At 34.9% G+C, this 16,217-nt stretch carries 12 protein-coding genes and 1 other annotated feature; of the genes, 2 read left to right on the top strand and 10 right to left on the bottom strand.

What is annotated here, in order from left to right; genetic code table 11:
* Positions 1-193 precede the first annotated feature (193 nt).
* Entirely contained in the window at positions 194-1,081 is an 888-nt protein-coding gene (locus BFS35_RS11630) for a YitT family protein (RefSeq protein WP_099581680.1), read from the top strand.
* Between the two features lie 81 nt (positions 1,082-1,162).
* Here the strand turns inward: BFS35_RS11630 and BFS35_RS11625 are convergent, their stop codons facing one another.
* The 7 genes from BFS35_RS11625 to serS form a co-directional block, all read right to left on the bottom strand.
* Positions 1,163-2,458, bottom strand: coding sequence for an adenylosuccinate synthase (locus tag BFS35_RS11625; RefSeq protein ID WP_099581679.1), 1,296 nt, complete (start codon positions 2,456-2,458; stop codon positions 1,163-1,165).
* Between the two features lie 324 nt (positions 2,459-2,782).
* Complete coding sequence (gene dnaB, locus BFS35_RS11620; protein WP_099581677.1) at positions 2,783-4,180, bottom strand: replicative DNA helicase; 1,398 nt, start codon at positions 4,178-4,180, stop codon at positions 2,783-2,785.
* Between the two features lie 18 nt (positions 4,181-4,198).
* Positions 4,199-4,645: a 50S ribosomal protein L9 gene (gene rplI / locus BFS35_RS11615; protein ID WP_099581675.1), complete on the bottom strand. Its 447-nt coding sequence runs from the start codon at positions 4,643-4,645 to the stop codon at positions 4,199-4,201.
* Between the two features lie 2 nt (positions 4,646-4,647).
* Positions 4,648-6,615, bottom strand: coding sequence for a DHH family phosphoesterase (locus BFS35_RS11610; protein ID WP_099581673.1), 1,968 nt, complete (start codon positions 6,613-6,615; stop codon positions 4,648-4,650).
* Between the two features lie 24 nt (positions 6,616-6,639).
* Positions 6,640-7,560 (bottom strand): DUF2232 domain-containing protein, encoded by a 921-nt coding sequence (locus BFS35_RS11605; protein ID WP_099581671.1) that lies wholly within the window; start codon positions 7,558-7,560, stop codon positions 6,640-6,642.
* Between the two features lie 137 nt (positions 7,561-7,697).
* Complete coding sequence (locus tag BFS35_RS11600; protein ID WP_099581686.1) at positions 7,698-8,213, bottom strand: YceI family protein; 516 nt, start codon at positions 8,211-8,213, stop codon at positions 7,698-7,700.
* Between the two features lie 267 nt (positions 8,214-8,480).
* On the bottom strand, positions 8,481-9,752 hold the full coding sequence (gene serS / locus BFS35_RS11595; RefSeq protein ID WP_099581670.1) for a serine--tRNA ligase: 1,272 nt from the start codon (positions 9,750-9,752) through the stop codon (positions 8,481-8,483).
* Positions 9,753-9,803: 51 nt separating this feature from the next.
* Positions 9,804-10,011: a binding site (T-box leader), on the bottom strand.
* 99 nt (positions 10,012-10,110) lie between these two features.
* On the opposite strand from serS, the gene BFS35_RS11590 reads away from it, so the two are divergent.
* A complete protein-coding gene (locus tag BFS35_RS11590) occupies positions 10,111-10,920 on the top strand; it encodes an NAD(P)H-hydrate dehydratase (protein WP_099581668.1) in 810 nt (269 codons plus the stop codon).
* A 35-nt stretch (positions 10,921-10,955) separates the two neighbouring features.
* On the opposite strand, the gene budA is transcribed toward BFS35_RS11590, so the two are convergent.
* From budA to gyrA, 3 genes are all read right to left on the bottom strand, one after another.
* Positions 10,956-11,657: an acetolactate decarboxylase gene (gene budA, locus BFS35_RS11585; RefSeq protein WP_099581666.1), complete on the bottom strand. Its 702-nt coding sequence runs from the start codon at positions 11,655-11,657 to the stop codon at positions 10,956-10,958.
* A 10-nt stretch (positions 11,658-11,667) separates the two neighbouring features.
* On the bottom strand, positions 11,668-13,335 hold the full coding sequence (gene alsS, locus BFS35_RS11580; RefSeq protein WP_099581664.1) for an acetolactate synthase AlsS: 1,668 nt from the start codon (positions 13,333-13,335) through the stop codon (positions 11,668-11,670).
* Positions 13,336-13,526: 191 nt separating this feature from the next.
* Positions 13,527-16,190, bottom strand: a complete 2,664-nt coding sequence (gene gyrA, locus BFS35_RS11575; RefSeq protein WP_099581662.1) for a DNA gyrase subunit A — start codon at positions 16,188-16,190, stop codon at positions 13,527-13,529.
* Positions 16,191-16,217 lie beyond the last annotated feature (27 nt).

The raw sequence follows: 16,217 nt of genomic DNA, 5'->3' as shown, positions 1-16,217 counted from the left end.
GTTTGTTGTGGTAACTACAATATTAACATGGATGCACATGGCTCATTTTTTATTTTTTAAAGCACACCGTAGGTGGCTAACTTGATTATAGAATTTCCCTTTTTAAAAAATATTAAAAAATATTAAAAAATATTAAAAAATTTAGTATAATTGATATGTATATACTCTGAATTATTATAGAAAGGAACATGTTATGTCAATACCCTTGGAAAAAGTGGTAAAACAACACAAAAAACTGCCTTTAAAAGAAAAGATTAAGCGTTTTTCTTTCATTACTTTAGGTGCAATTCTCATGGCAGTGGCACTCGAACTCTTTTTAGTACCTAACAAATTACTCGATGGAGGTATTGTAGGTATTTCAATTATGGCTTCACATTTACTTAAAATACCTCTTGGATTATTTATCTTTTTATTAAATATCCCATTCTTTTACTTAGGATATAAACAAATCGGTAAAACATTTGCTCTATCAACTTTATATGCAATTACTATTTTATCAATTGGTACAGCTCTATTACATCCCGTTCCTCCTTTTGCGGATGAGAAATTTCTAGTTACTATCTTTGGTGGGGTGATTCTTGGCCTTGGTGTCGGACTCGTCATTCGTTATGGTGGTTCATTAGATGGCACTGAAATTCTTGCCATTCTTATTAGTAATAAATCTCCTTTTTCAGTCGGAGAAATCGTTATGGTTATTAATTTTTTCATCTATATTGCTGCCGGATTCATCTTTACATGGGAATCAGCAATGTATTCAGTAATCGCCTATTTTATTGCTTTTAAAACGATTGATATCGTCCAGCAAGGTTTAGATGAATCTAAATCTGTCTGGATTATAAGTGATCAGCACGAAGAAATTGGTGATGCTATTAATGACCGTTTAGGTCGAGGTGTTACATATTTAACTGGAGAAGGTGCTTATACTGGTGAAGATAAGAAAGTTATCTTCTGTGTCATTACTCGTCTAGAAGAATTTAAATTAAAAGACATCGTTAATCATTATGACGAAAGTGCATTTGTTGCAATCGGCAAAGTATCGGAAGTTAAAGGCGGAAGATTTAAAAAAAGAGATATTCATTAAAACATACAAAAATAGCAATAAAGTAGTCTATTTTAATAGATTCCTTTATTGCTATTTTTATATTAATCATTGATTTAAAGCTTATTTATCAGTTTGCCATAAATCTTCAAGTAAGTTTGTTTGAGTTCTATCTGGTCCTACTGAGAAGATAGAAATCTTAACATTACATAATTCAGAAATACGCTCTAAATAACGACGTGCATTATCCGGTAATTCTTCCATCGTCTTAACACCAGTAACATCTTCAGTCCATCCAGGTAACTCTTCAAATACTGGTTTACAACGATTTAATGCATTTAAGTTCGCTGGGTATTCAGTAATAATTTCACCATCTAATTCGTATGCTGTACAGATTTTAACAGTTTCTAAACCTGTTAATACATCAATAGAGTTAATTGATAAATCTGTAATACCACTCGCACGACGTGAATGGCGTAATACAACTGAATCAAACCAACCTACACGGCGTGGACGTCCTGTTGTTGTACCGTATTCACGACCTACTTCACGGATATGGTGGCCATCTTCATCGAATAATTCAGTAGGAAATGGTCCGTCTCCTACACGTGATGTATAAGCTTTACATACGCCTACAACTTTATCAACAAAAGTTGGTCCTACACCAGTACCAACTGTTACGTTACCTGCAATCGGATTACTTGATGTAACAAATGGATACGTACCATGATCGATATCAAGCATCACACCTTGTGCACCTTCAAACAATACTTTTTCTTCTGCTTCGAACGCGTCATCTAATACTTTTGCAGTATCCACTGTGTATTGTTTCAATCGTTGTCCTGCAGCAAAGTAAGGTTCAAAGATTTCATCAAAAGTGAATCCTTCAGCATTGAACATTTTTTCGAATAGTTCATTTTTAGCGTTTAAGTTTTCTTCTAACTTTGCTCTAAATGTTTCTTCGTCCAATAAATCAGCCATACGAATACCAATACGTTGTACTTTATCAACATATGCTGGTCCAATACCTTTTTTCGTTGTACCGATTTTATTGTCGCCACGTTTTTCTTCTTCTAATTCATCTTGTTTTAAATGGTACGGTAAAATAACTTGGGCACGATTTGAGATACGTAAGTTATCTGTACTTATACCACGTTCATTTAATGCATCTAATTCTTTTAATAAAGCAACCGGATCTACAACAACACCATTACCGATTACTGATAATTTATCTGAATAGAAAATTCCTGATGGTACTAAGTGTAATTTATACGTTTCTCCACCGAATTTAATAGTATGACCTGCATTATTACCACCTGAAAAACGAGCAATCACATTCGCCTGCTCAGCTAAAAAATCTGTGATTTTTCCTTTACCTTCGTCTCCCCACTGCGTCCCAACGACAACGATTGATGACATGTGTGCACCTCCAAATTTTCTTGACTAACCTTAGCCATTCTATCAATATATAGCTGAAAAATCAACCAAAAACCGAACATTAATAATTATACATAATTTCCCCTTTAGAACTAAGGTTTTGTGTATTTTGTAATGTATAAATGAATAATTTTCTTTATTTTATTTGATTTATATTGTTTTTCGTTTTGAAATTTAATATTTTTATTCAAAAAATAAGATAATAAGTACATACATTCATAAAAAGCATTTGTAAATTACAAACAAAAACACGTACTTTAAAAGACATTAATTCTTCAAAGTACGTGTTTTAAATTAATTGTTTTTTTACATCATATCCGCATGTGCATAATCAATATCAGTAAATTTGTTATATTGTTTCAAGAAGTGCAGTTTAACAGTCCCTGTAGGACCGTTACGCTGCTTCGCGATAATAATTTCTATCTCCCCATTCTCATCTTGTGCACCTGCATCAACTTCCACTTCTTCGCCATCTTCACCTTGTCCGCGGTTATAATAATCATCACGATACAAGAAGGCAACAATATCCGCATCTTGTTCAATCGATCCTGATTCACGAATATCACTCATCATCGGACGCTTATCTTGTCGTTGTTCCACACCACGAGAGAGCTGAGATAAAGCGATCACAGGACATTCTAATTCGCGTGCTAATGCTTTTAACATACGTGAAATTTCAGAGACTTCTTGTTGTCTATTTTCACTTGAGCGACTTCCTGATCCTTGAATCAACTGTAGATAGTCAATCAATATCATATCCAGTCCATGTTCCTGATGAAGTCGTCTGCATTTTGAACGGATATCTGTAATACGAATCCCTGGCGTATCATCAATGAAAATATTTGTTCGAGATAATTTACCAACAGCGACTGTGAAACGATTCCAATCTTCTCCATCCATCTGTCCAGTACGCAGTCGATTTGAATCAACATTCCCTGTGCTACAAATCATACGTGTCGCAAGTTGATCCGCACCCATCTCAAGACTGAATATCGCTACCGTATACGGATGATCATTTGTTGCCACCTGTGTAGCTATATTTAAAGCAAATGCTGTTTTACCGACTGATGGACGTGCAGCAATAATTATTAAATCATTACGGTTAAAACCTGCAGTCATTTGATCCAGGTCACGATATCCAGTTGGTATACCTGGTGTTTGTCCTTTATTATTATCAAGTTCTTCCGCATTATTAAAGACTTGTGTTAACACGTCTTTAATTTCTTTAAATCCATCTGCGCCTCGATTGGTTGATACTTCCATAATACGCTTTTCAGCATCTGCAAGTAATGTTTCCAAATCAAGTGACTCATTATACCCATCTGCCATAATACTATCAGCAACATGAATTAAACGACGCTTTACGGCATCACGATAAACAATATCCACATAGAAATCTACGTTTCTCGCAGTAGGTACTTTCTCTGACAATTCAATAAGATAAAGTTCACCGCCACTCGCTTCAAGCGTTCCGTCCTGCGTCATTTGATTCATAACAGTGATGATATCTACAACATCGTTTTGTTCAGATAAAGTAAGCATTGCCTGGAAAATATTCTGATGACTTTGTCTATAAAAATGTAGCGGCAATAATGTTTCAAGCACAGAAGATAATACTTCATTATCAATAAAGATAGCACCTAATACAGATTGCTCAGCTGTTAAATTAAAAGGCAGTTTCTTACCTTCAAGATAATCTGACATATTATCCTCCTCGAAATTTTATTCTGCTGTAACGTGAACTTTTAATGTACCACTTACTTTATTATGTAATTTAACTGGTACATTCGTATATCCTAGACTTCTAATACCATCATGTAAGTCCATTTTACGTTTATCAAGTTTGATACCGTGTTGCTTATTTAAAGCATCAGCTACTTGTTTAGAACTTACAGATCCAAATAAACGGCCACCTTCACCTGATTTCGCTGTTACTTTCACTTCCAGTGATTCTAATTTCTCTTTTAGTTTTTCCGCTTCTTCTAATTCATGTTGCTTATCTAACTCAACACGTTTCTTTTGTGCTTCTAACTGCTTTAAGTTTCCTGGTGTAGCTTCTACAGCATATTTATTCTTTAATAAGTAGTTATTTGCATAACCTACTGGTACTTCTTTAATTTCGCCTTTTTTACCTTTTCCTTTAACATCTTGCGTAAATATAACTTTCATAACTAATCTTCTCCTTCACTTTGTTCATTTATAGTTTTTTGTAATTGCAAAATTGCTTCATTAATCGTGACATTTTCAAGTTGTGTTGCAGCATTTGATAAATGACCACCGCCACCCATACTTTCCATAACAAGCTGAACGTTTATTTCTCCTAACGATCTGGCAGAAATACCGATGACATTCTCTTTTCGCTCTGCCACTACAAAAGATGCTTCAACACCTTCGATATCTAATAGTTCATCAGCAGCTTGTGCAACAATAACCGGATGAATAATTTCACCTTCCGGGCCACGTGCAATCGCTATGCCGTTATCTTCTAACTGCACAGTACGAATAATTTCTGAACGTTTAATATACGTTTCAATATCATCTTTTAAGAAATGCTGACAAAGAATCGTATCTGCACCATGGTTTCTTAAGAAACTTGCTGCATCAAATGTTCTGGAACCTGTACGCAGCGTAAAGTTACGTGTATCAACAATAATACCGGCAAGCATGACCGTTGCCTCTAGACGCGTCAACTTATGTTCTGTCGGTTGATATTCCAGTAATTCAGTTACAAGTTCTGCTGTAGAACTTGCATATTGTTCCATATACACAAGCAGCGGACTATCGATAAACGATTCACCACGACGATGATGATCGATCACCACTTTACGATACGCTTTATTTAATATACTTTCATCAATCACCATTTCAGGTTTATGTGTATCTACGATAACCAATGTCGTCTTCTTCGTCATTAAATTCCATGCTTCTTCTGAAGACACAAATATTTCATCAAGTTCAGGTTTTTCTGCAATTTCAGCCATAACACGAGATAAAGTATCATCAACATCATAATCGTTTAATATAATATTCGCCTTTAAATTGTTCATCTTAGCAAAACGAGCGACACCAATTGCAGCACCAATCGCATCCATATCAGGACGTTTATGTCCCATAATAATGACATTTTCACCTTCAATCAAAATATCACGAAGTGCGTGAGAAATAACTCGTGCTCTGACACGTGTACGTTTCTCCATAGGATCAGTTTTACCACCATAGAATCGAACGTTCCCATTCATATTCTTAATGGCTACCTGGTCACCACCACGGCCAAGTGCTAAATCTAAACTTGATTGAGCTAAAGTACCGAGATCCAGTAAGTTTTCAGAACCTTCACCAATGCCGACACTCAAAGTGATATGTGTTTTGATTTCTCGACTTTTATCACGAATATTATCTAATAAATTAAATTTTGTCTCTTCAATTTTATGTAAGATCTTTTGATTAAAGAACATCATATATTGATCTGATTGGTAACGTTTAATGTATACGTTATTTTCTTCAGCCCATTTATTAATTTCAGTCGACATCATACTATTAATTTCCGTACGTTGCGCATCAGCCATGTTTTGTGTGATTTCATCAAAGTTATCCAGGAACAATATCCCTATAATAGGTTTAGCTTCATCATATAATTGTTCTATTTCAACTTTATCGGTAATATCGAAGAAATATAAAGTGTTTAAATTCTCACCATATGTTACTTTAAATTTGTAAGATTCAAAGTTGGCAGTAGCTTCTTTTACACCTGTATTTTTAAGCTGATTCAGTAAATTAGGGAACAAATCATGAATAGATTCTGAAATAATAGGGGCAGTAATCTTCTCATTAATAAAATGATTATGCCATTCAATATGCTCATTTTCATCTAAAAGAATGACACCGATGGGTAATTCACTAATTGCATAACGTTTTCCCTTATCAATAGATGTTGATAAATTTGCAATATAAGATTCATTGTGTCTGATACCATATCTTAAATAGAAAAGACTGATGCACGTGATGACAAAAAGTATGCCGAATGTAACCATCGCTGTCATAGGATGTACCGTATAAAGTATTCCTGTAACAATAAAAGCTGCGAGACACATAACAATAAATGGCATAATTAATGTTTGCTTATTGTACTTCCTATTCATTGTGACACCTCATTAAATTATTTATTACTTAAACTTTTTCGGCACTCTTTTCTTTAAGTTTACCATCAAATCAATAATTCCGAAAAGTTGCGTAATGGGCGCGTATAAAAACGCGATAAAGAATATAAAAGCTTTGACAATCGGATGAATCTTTCTCATCTTTGTAAAATAGCTGTATAAAGATAATCCTTGAATGAATAACATCCACTCTAATACATATCTTAAGTTTATCACGATTCCGAGTGGAACATAATCAGTTTCTGATATTCCAAAATGCGCTAATAGTACAAATAAATAAATAATTAATAGCACTTTCGGCATCTGCCACGTAGATAACGGTCTAAAGTTAGGTGTTGCAATCTTAAACTGGCGTAATGCAGGTAAAGTTATCACCAATTGTAATAAGGCTAATAAAAATAGCGAGAAAATAACAATTCCTGGTACTTGTTTAATCACTTCATTCATACTTGTATTAAACATTTCTAACTGATAAGCAGGAATTGTGCCTTCTTTAACACCTTTAGACAAGTATTCATTATAAATATCAATTGTTGGCTTAAACCACGTCTGTACTTTAGGTAAATAGTCAGTTACCTGAAGGAAGATAATCGATACAAGTGTATACATACTATAAAAAACTGTAAGGATATATAGCATGCGTTCTTTTGATGTACGTTCTATCAATAATTGACCTATGATATACCCGGCAAATATAGATCCCATTATGACCTGCATCGTAAATATCGACATAAAAATAGTAATAAGTATTACGATTAAGCTCATGATATAAAAACTATTACGCGACCTGCAGAACAAATATACAGTCGGTAAAAGCAAAAACGGTGCGATAATAAATGCCATAAATGGCAGGAAATTTATCAGTAACGTTGCCAACATCATAATCATCGTAACGATAATTGTCTTACTTAAATCAAACTTCAACATAAATTCTCACTTTCTAAAAAATATTTCTATAACTATTCTATTTTACAACTTTACTTAAAATACCTCAATGTATGTACATTTTTATTAAAAATACAAAAAAAGACCACCTAATAATTAGGCAGTCTAAAAATTATTAATTAACCTTCGATTGAGAATTCCGCACCAACTTCAAATTTAACGTCTTTACCAACCATAACGCCGCCAGTTTCTAACGCTTGGTTCCAAGTTAAACCATATTTTTCACGGTTAATTGATCCTGATACTACTAAACCAGTCACATCTCCACCAGTCATTGGGTTTTTGTGAACTCCGTTGAATTCTAAATCAAATGTTTCTTCATTTGTTACATCTTTGATTGTTAAGTCACCTGTAATTGTGTTGTTTGTTAATGATTTAGATACGAAAGTGATTTCTGGGTATTGTTCTACATTGAAGAAATCTCCAGATTTTAAATGACCATCACGATCAGCATTGTTTGTATCAATTGAATCAACTTTAACTGATGCTTTAACATTTAAAGAAGATAAATCATTGATATCACCAGTAACTGTTGCATCGAAATCTGTAAATTCTCCCTTAACTTTTGAAACCATCATGTGTTTAATTGAAAAGTCAATTCCTGAGTGTGTTTTGTCTAAATTAAAGTTTGTCATTGTTAAATTACCTCTTTCGTTATTTGTTTTAGTTTTTGTTGCTTTGTCTTTACCAAAAAGCTTTTTAAACATGTGTAATCATTCCTTATTTCTAACTTATATATTTAATATATCAGATATATTAAATATATGCAAGTATAAAAAATATATTATTTTGTTTTTTTTTTTATTTTTTCGATTACCTTATGTTTAAAACAAAAAGACAAGATACCTCTTTTACAGATACCTTGTCTAAATTATTTTAAACAATTTATTTTTTTATCCAGATTATTTAATAACTGTTTGTCCGCCCATGTAAGGAACAAGTACTTCCGGAACAGTAATTGAACCATCTTCATTTTGATAGTTTTCAACAACTGCTGCAAATGTACGACCTACAGCAAGCCCTGATCCGTTTAATGTATTCACAAATTCAGCTTTCGCATCTTTATCACGTTTGAAGCGAATGTTTGCACGTCTTGCCTGGAAATCAGTCATATTTGAACAAGAACTAATTTCTTTATATGCGTTATAGCTTGGTAACCAAACTTCAACATCATATGTTTTTGCTGCTCCAAATCCAATATCACCAGAACATAAATTAATCGTACGATATGGGATTTGTAATTTTTCTAATATTGCTTCTGCATGACGTGTCATCTCTTCTAATGCTGCAAATGAATTTTCAGGTGTTTCAAAACGAACCATCTCAACTTTGTTGAATTGGTGCATACGAATTAATCCACGTGTATCACGACCCGCTGATCCCGCTTCACTACGGAAACAAGCTGTCATCGCAGTAAATTTAGTCGGTAACATATCAGATGTCATAATTTCATTGCGATAAAAGTTTGTTAATGGCACTTCTGAAGTAGGGATAGTATATAATCCTTCTTTTTCAACTTTAAATAAGTCATCTTCAAACTTCGGTAATTGACCCGTACCGAACATAGAATCAGCATTTACAAGTTGCGGTGTCACCATCTCCTGATAGCCATTTTCACGATGAGTATCCAGCATAAAGTTCATTAAAGCACGCTCTAGACGCGCACCATCTTTAGTTAGGAACGCAAATCGTGCACCAGATACTTTAGCTGCACGTTCAAAATCAGCCATTTTTAAATCTTCAACGATATCCCAGTGTGCTTTCGCTTCGAAATCAAACTCACGTGGTGTACCCCATTTACGTACTTCTACATTATCATCTTCATCTTTACCGAAAGGTGTTTCATCACTTACCAAGTTAGGTAAACGTACTAATTTATCACGTAAATCTGTAGATACTGTATTTAATTCTGCATCGATCGTTTTAATCTCATCACCAACTGCGCGCATTGCTTCGATTGCATCATCTGCATTTTCTTTATTACGTTTTTTAAGTGCGATTTCTTCACTTGCTTTATTACGTTTCGCTTTTAATTCCTCAGTCTGTGCAGTCAATTCACGTGTTTTAGAATCTAAATTTAATATTTCATCGACGATTGACGTATCAATACCACGCATTTCTAATTTTTTCTTAACAAACTCAGCATCATTTCTAAATAATTTAATGTCTAACATGTTGATTGCCTCCTAATTTTATTTTTGGGTACAAAAAAATACCACATCCCAAAAAGGGACGTGGTATTTACGCGTTGCCACCCTAATTAATAGTTAAAACTTTCGTCTCAACTATTCTCTCCATTACATAACGGCTCATCACCGGTTTGCCAAACTTTAATTATGGGTAGAATTTCATGTATGTAGTATCATAGCTTTCACCAACCGCTATGTCTCTAAAAATTACCTCAACATTACTTATCCCAAATGACAAATTTATTATCTAATTTGATAATATAGTATCATATGGATATAAGAATGACAACTATTTATGTCATTCTATAGCGAATAAGGATATCACATTATAAGGAGAATGATCATGCAAATTATTGAGTCTATCAGCATTCCAAAACGCAAAGTACTTACACATAAAGGGGATTATGGTCGCATATTGCTCATCGGTGGCAACCAGAATATGGGTGGATCTATTATGATGGCAGCTCGTGCTTGTGTATACAGTGGTGGCGGACTCACAACAGTTGCTACGCACAATACAAATCATACAGCATTGCATTCAAGATGTCCTGAAGCAATGGTGTCTGACATTAATGATATAAAACGTCTGACAAAACTAATAGACAATGCAGATAGTATTTTAATCGGCCCTGGACTTGGTCTGGATTTCCAGGGTAATAATGTTTTAACATTATTATTTCAACACATTCAGGAACATCAAACGTTAATTATAGATGGTGATGCTATTACTATATTAAGCAAATTAAAACATCCATTACCGAAATGTAACGTTATCTTCACACCCCACCAAATGGAGTGGGAACGATTAAGCGGCATTCCTATTGCAGAACAGACACCTGAACGTAACCGTGCTAAAGCTGATGAACTAGGTGCACATGTTATATTAAAGAAACATGAAACAGAATTATATTTAAAAAGCGGTGATTATAAAATTACTGTCGGTAATGCAGCAATGGCGTCAGGCGGTATGGGAGATGCATTAGCAGGTATTATTGCAAGTTTCCTAGGTCAATTCGATACGGAAGAAGCAATTAAACAAGCTGTATTTATTCATAGCTTAATTGGAGATCAATTAGCTCAGGAAATGTATGTTGTACCAGCAAGCCGTATTATCGATGAATTACCATATATGATGAAGAAGTTAGAAGCATAGGAAAGAGGGCTAAGACTTATGTCTTACCCTCTTTTCTATTCGCTTGCTTCAATATCTTTAAGCATTTCCGGATCATTCAAATCATTTTCACGATAATGATTGGTATCCGGCATTTTTAAGATAAAATCTTCCTGCAAGGCAAGTTCAACTTTCACGTCTTCAATCTCATAATCAAATACATGACCACCTTGTGTCTCATCATCACTTAAATAATGTACATGATAACCGCCAACACCAATACCCATTATAAAATGGGGTGTATAAAATCCAAACAACGTCCCTTCTGTATCTTGAATATCAAAATAGCCCTGTTCTTTCACTGCTTCGACTAGTTTTGGATAGGGTTGTTGTTGTTTCTTCACTGATCTTGCTTTAATCAATTTAAATTTACCTGTAATCTTTACTGCATGAAAATAGTTCATACCCTGCATTGCTTTTAATATTTCTTCGTCTAACTGTTCTTTATTTAAACTACCTTTAAAAGTTAATGTCTTTGTCGGATTAAAGTCCATCATACTTGCAAAAGGTGTTGTTTCTTCAGGTGATACAACGCGTACTTTCCCTGTACTTTCGATTAAATATGGTGTGCCGTCCAAAACAATCAGTTCACCATTTAAGCCATCCATTGTTCCGATACCATAATTTCCTGTTGAAAGTAAATCTGACATTTTAAATGTACCTTCAAACATACCTCCTACAAGTGCACCCATTGTTGAATATTGATATAAGTTATTCATCGTTATCCTCCTAGTTTGTAGCGTCTGGTAATAAATCTTCCATTAATTTTGCATTGTTGCTATAATCTACAGGAATATCTACGATAACTGGCCCTTCTTCTGCCATTGCTTTCTTCAGTACATCTTCTAACTCACTAGAGTGATTCACTTTATATCCTTTTGCACCCATAGATTCTGCATATTTAACATAATCAACAGGACCTAAGTCAACTGCTGCACCTTTACCATATTTACTTACCTGCTGGAATTTAACCATATCATAATGGCCATCATTCCAAATAAGTTGTACGATTGGCGCTTTAAGTCTTACTGCAGTTTCAAGTTCCTGACCTGAGAATAAGAAACCTCCATCTCCCGCCATAGAAACGATTTTTTTACCTGGTCGGACAATTGATGCTGCAATCGCCCAAGGCAGTGCTACACCTAATGTCTGCATCCCATTTGAGAACAAGAGATGACGTGGTGCATAACTTCTAAAATAACGTGCCATATAAATATATAAAGATCCTACATCTACAGTCACTGTCGTTTCATCATCAATTAATTCACGTACTGCTTTAACGATATGTTTAGGATTTACTTTCTCAGCATTCATGTAATCTTCAGGTAATTCATATTTCTTTTGAATCATATTTGCAATATTTAATAATATTTTTTGAGCATTTTCATCAAGCTGTATATCACCTGGCTCTAATTTTTCATCTAATCGTTGAATTGTGAGCGCAGTATTACCGATCAATTCTGTTACCGGTGCATAATGATTGTCAATATCACTTTGCACTTCATCAATATGAATAATTGTTTTTTCATTCTCTTTATTCCAAATCACCGGATCATACTCAATTGGATCATAACCTACTGATATTACTAAATCGGCATGTTTTAATAATTCATCACCGGGTTGATTTCTAAATAATCCAATACGTCCGAAGAAATGCTCTTCTAATTCTCTTGAAATAATACCAGAACCCTGGAAGGTTTCTACAACAGGTATCGCATTATTCATCATAAATTTTCTTATTGCTGCAGTATTTTCTTCAGATGATGCACGCATACCAAGTAAAAATACTGGTAACTTGGCTTGTTTAATTCTTTCAGCTAAAGTATCAATTTCAAAATTAGGTGCCGGTCCTAAAACAGGTGGTTCTTTTACTTCTATCGCATCTACCTCCACGTTTTCTGCAGATATAACATCTTGAGGTATACTTACAAAAGCTGCACCTTTACGTCCTTCAACACTGGCACGGAATGCATTTGTAACTGCTTCAGAAATACTGTTTGCATCCTGAACTTCAACTGAATATTTAGAAACGTGACTCATCAGACCAGCGTTATCTAAAGATTGATGTGTACGTTTTAAACTGTCTTCTCGTTTAACATTACCCCCAATCGCAACAACCGGGTCACTTTCAGAGTTTGCGGTCACTAATCCTGTCGCTAAATTGGTTACCCCAGGGCCACTTGTTACAAGCACAACACCAGGTTTACCTGTGATACGACCGATACCTTGTGCAATAAGTGCCGCATTTTGTTCATGACGTGTCACAATGACTTCGGGACCTCTATCTTCTAAAACATCAAATGCTTTATCGATTTTCGCTCCAGGTACTCCAAATACATGTGTCACACCATGATTAATTAATGTATCAACGAATAAATCTCCACCAGATTTTTTCATAATATTAACGCTCCTAATTAAAATTATATTTTTTTACAATTTAAATGCTAGTACGAATGCATGCTTACTTCAAATGATACGCCTTTAAAATACATATAAAACGTTTTCAGTAATATTGAAGCTATTTCAATATTACTTGGGAAATAAAAAGACTAAAGCACAACTTAAAAATTGGCTTTAGTCTTTTTAAATTATTCTGTTTCTTCTTCGTCTTCAAAAATATCATCAAAAGATGAACTTTCTAAAATATCTTTTGGAGCATCGTCTTCTTCATCGTCTACTGTACCGACAACATGACCATCTTCAGCTTCTATATCTTCATTGTTATCTTCTAATGCTTCTTCTGTTAATGTCGTTTCTTGTTTGGCTATCACTTCACCGGGCAACTTATCTTCGTCAATTACATCGACGTCTTCTTCTTTCTCTACTTTTGCAACGGTCGCAACAAGTTGTCCTTCACCTAACTTAATTAATCGTACACCTTGTGCTGAACGACCATTTTGAGAGAATTCCGCAACATCTAAACGAATGATTACACCTTGATTCGTCACTAACATAATATCTTCGTCACCGTTAACTGTTGTGATACAAACAAGATTACCATTCTTCTCAGTAATACTTGCTGTTTTAATCCCTTTACCACCTCGGTTAGAAATACGGTATTCCGCTTCACCCGTACGTTTACCATAACCATTTTCAGTCACGATCAATACTTCATGTTCACCATTAGATTCAATAACATCAAGTCCTATTACTTCATCGCCCTCGCGTAATGAAATACCTTTTACACCAGCAGCTGTTCTTCCGAGTGGACGCAGTTTTTCTTCTTCGAAACGGATGAGTGATGCATTTTTTGTACCGATAATTAGCTGTTTATTACCATCTGTTAAACGTACAGCAATCAGTTCATCGTCTTCTCTAAAGTTAATTGCAATCTTACCGTTTTTATTAATACGCGCAAAATGAGAAAGATTCGTACGTTTAATAATACCTTGTTTCGTCGCAAATATAATAAATGCATCTTCACGTTCTAAGTCTTTCACCGCAATCATCGTACTAATCTTTTCATCTTTTTCCAGTTCTAATACGTTAACGATTGGGATTCCTTTTGATTGACGAGATAGTTCAGGAATTTCATAACCCTTAACTTTATATACACGTCCCATATTCGTAAAGAATAATACATTATCATGAGTTGACGTCGTTACCATTTGACTAACAAAGTCTTCGTCCAAAGTATTCATACCTTGAACACCACGTCCACCACGATGTTGTGTACGGTATGTTGATGCGGGTAAACGTTTAATATAGTTATTATGGCTTAATGTAATAACGATATTTTCTTCATCGATTAAATCTTCATCTTCTAAATGATCAAATCCACCTGCAGTAATTTCTGTACGACGTTCATCGCCATATTTTTCACGAATTTCAATTAATTCTTCACGAATAATTTCCAGTAATTTTTCTTCATCTGCTAAGATGGCTCTCAATTCATCGATATATTTCAGTAATTCCTGGTATTCTTCTTCAATTTTATCACGTTCAAGTCCTGTTAATCGGCGCAGACGCATATCTAAAATTGCTTGTGCCTGACGCTCAGAAAGCTTAAATTGTTCCATTAAGCCTGCCATCGCTTCAGCATCATTTTTTGAACCACGAATTAAAGCAATAATTTCGTCGATATGATCTAATGCAATACGTAATCCTTCTAAAATATGTGCACGATCTTCAGCTTTCTTCAAGTTATATTGCGTTCTACGACGAACTACTACTTTTTGGTGCTCTAAATAATGATAGATTGCTTGTTTGATATTTAAAACTTTCGGTTGTCCATCAACAAGCGCTAACATATTCACACCGAAAGATGTTTGTAGCGGTGTTAATTTATATAAATTATTTAAGATCACATTGGCATTCGCATCACGACGAACATCAATAACGATACGCACACCTTCTTTTAAACTTGTCTCATCACGTAAATCTGTAATACCATCAATCTTTTTATCACGCGCAAGTTCCGCTATCTTCTCTACTAAACGTGCTTTATTCACCTGATAAGGAATTTCTGTTACGATAATTGTTTCTTTACCATTTGGACGTGTTTCAATTAAAGTTTTAGCACGCATAATGACCGATCCACGACCTGTCTCATAAGCACGGCGGATGCCACTGCGTCCTAATATTAAGCCTGCAGTAGGAAAATCAGGACCTTGAATAAATTCCATTAATTCAGGAATCGAAATGTCAGGATTTTTACTTAACTCTAACACACCGTTAATCACTTCTGTTAAGTTGTGCGGAGGAATATTCGTTGCCATACCAACCGCAATTCCTGAAGCACCATTAACAAGCAGGTTAGGAAATCTAGAAGGTAGCACGACTGGTTCACGTTCGTTACCATCGTAGTTATCTGTAAAATCAATCGTATCTTTGTTGATATCACGCATTAATTCCATTGCAATCTTAGACATACGCGCCTCAGTATAACGCATCGCAGCTGCACCATCGCCGTCCATAGAACCAAAGTTTCCTTGTCCATCAACGAGCATATAACGATAGCTGAAGTCTTGTGCCATACGAACCATTGCCTCATAAATTGAAGAGTCACCATGTGGATGATACTTACCCATGACATCTCCTACGATACGTGCAGACTTCTTATATGGTTTATCTGGCGTCATGCCTTGATTATTCATTCCATATAATATACGACGATGTACAGGTTTCATACCATCACGTACATCCGGTAACGCACGAGAAACGATTACACTCATCGCATAGTCAAGAAACGAATCCTTCATCTCTTTGACAATATTCTGGTCTTGTAGTTTTGAATCGTGCTCTAAAGCCATAAATGGCGCCTCCTTAAAATACTATCT

This window comes from Macrococcoides goetzii, assembly GCF_002742385.2.
Classification (GTDB): domain Bacteria; phylum Bacillota; class Bacilli; order Staphylococcales; family Staphylococcaceae; genus Macrococcoides; species Macrococcoides goetzii.
The sequence above is the reverse complement of the archived record's forward strand: the minus strand, read 5'-3'. Positions and strand labels throughout refer to the sequence as shown.

Coding starts and splice junctions, on each gene's coding strand:
- BFS35_RS11610 (WP_099581673.1), bottom strand. CDS start 6,615: ATGAATAGGAAGTACAATAAGCAAACATTAATTATGCCATTTATTGTT.
- serS (WP_099581670.1), bottom strand. CDS start 9,752: ATGTTAGACATTAAATTATTTAGAAATGATGCTGAGTTTGTTAAGAAA.
- budA (WP_099581666.1), bottom strand. CDS start 11,657: ATGAATAACTTATATCAATATTCAACAATGGGTGCACTTGTAGGAGGT.
- rplI (WP_099581675.1), bottom strand. CDS start 4,645: ATGAAAGTTATATTTACGCAAGATGTTAAAGGAAAAGGTAAAAAAGGC.
- gyrA (WP_099581662.1), bottom strand. CDS start 16,190: ATGGCTTTAGAGCACGATTCAAAACTACAAGACCAGAATATTGTCAAA.
- BFS35_RS11625 (WP_099581679.1), bottom strand. CDS start 2,458: ATGTCATCAATCGTTGTCGTTGGGACGCAGTGGGGAGACGAAGGTAAA.
- BFS35_RS11630 (WP_099581680.1), top strand. CDS start 194: ATGTCAATACCCTTGGAAAAAGTGGTAAAACAACACAAAAAACTGCCT.
- BFS35_RS11590 (WP_099581668.1), top strand. CDS start 10,111: ATGCAAATTATTGAGTCTATCAGCATTCCAAAACGCAAAGTACTTACA.
- BFS35_RS11600 (WP_099581686.1), bottom strand. CDS start 8,213: ATGACAAACTTTAATTTAGACAAAACACACTCAGGAATTGACTTTTCA.
- dnaB (WP_099581677.1), bottom strand. CDS start 4,180: ATGTCAGATTATCTTGAAGGTAAGAAACTGCCTTTTAATTTAACAGCT.
- alsS (WP_099581664.1), bottom strand. CDS start 13,335: ATGAAAAAATCTGGTGGAGATTTATTCGTTGATACATTAATTAATCAT.
- BFS35_RS11605 (WP_099581671.1), bottom strand. CDS start 7,560: ATGTTGAAGTTTGATTTAAGTAAGACAATTATCGTTACGATGATTATG.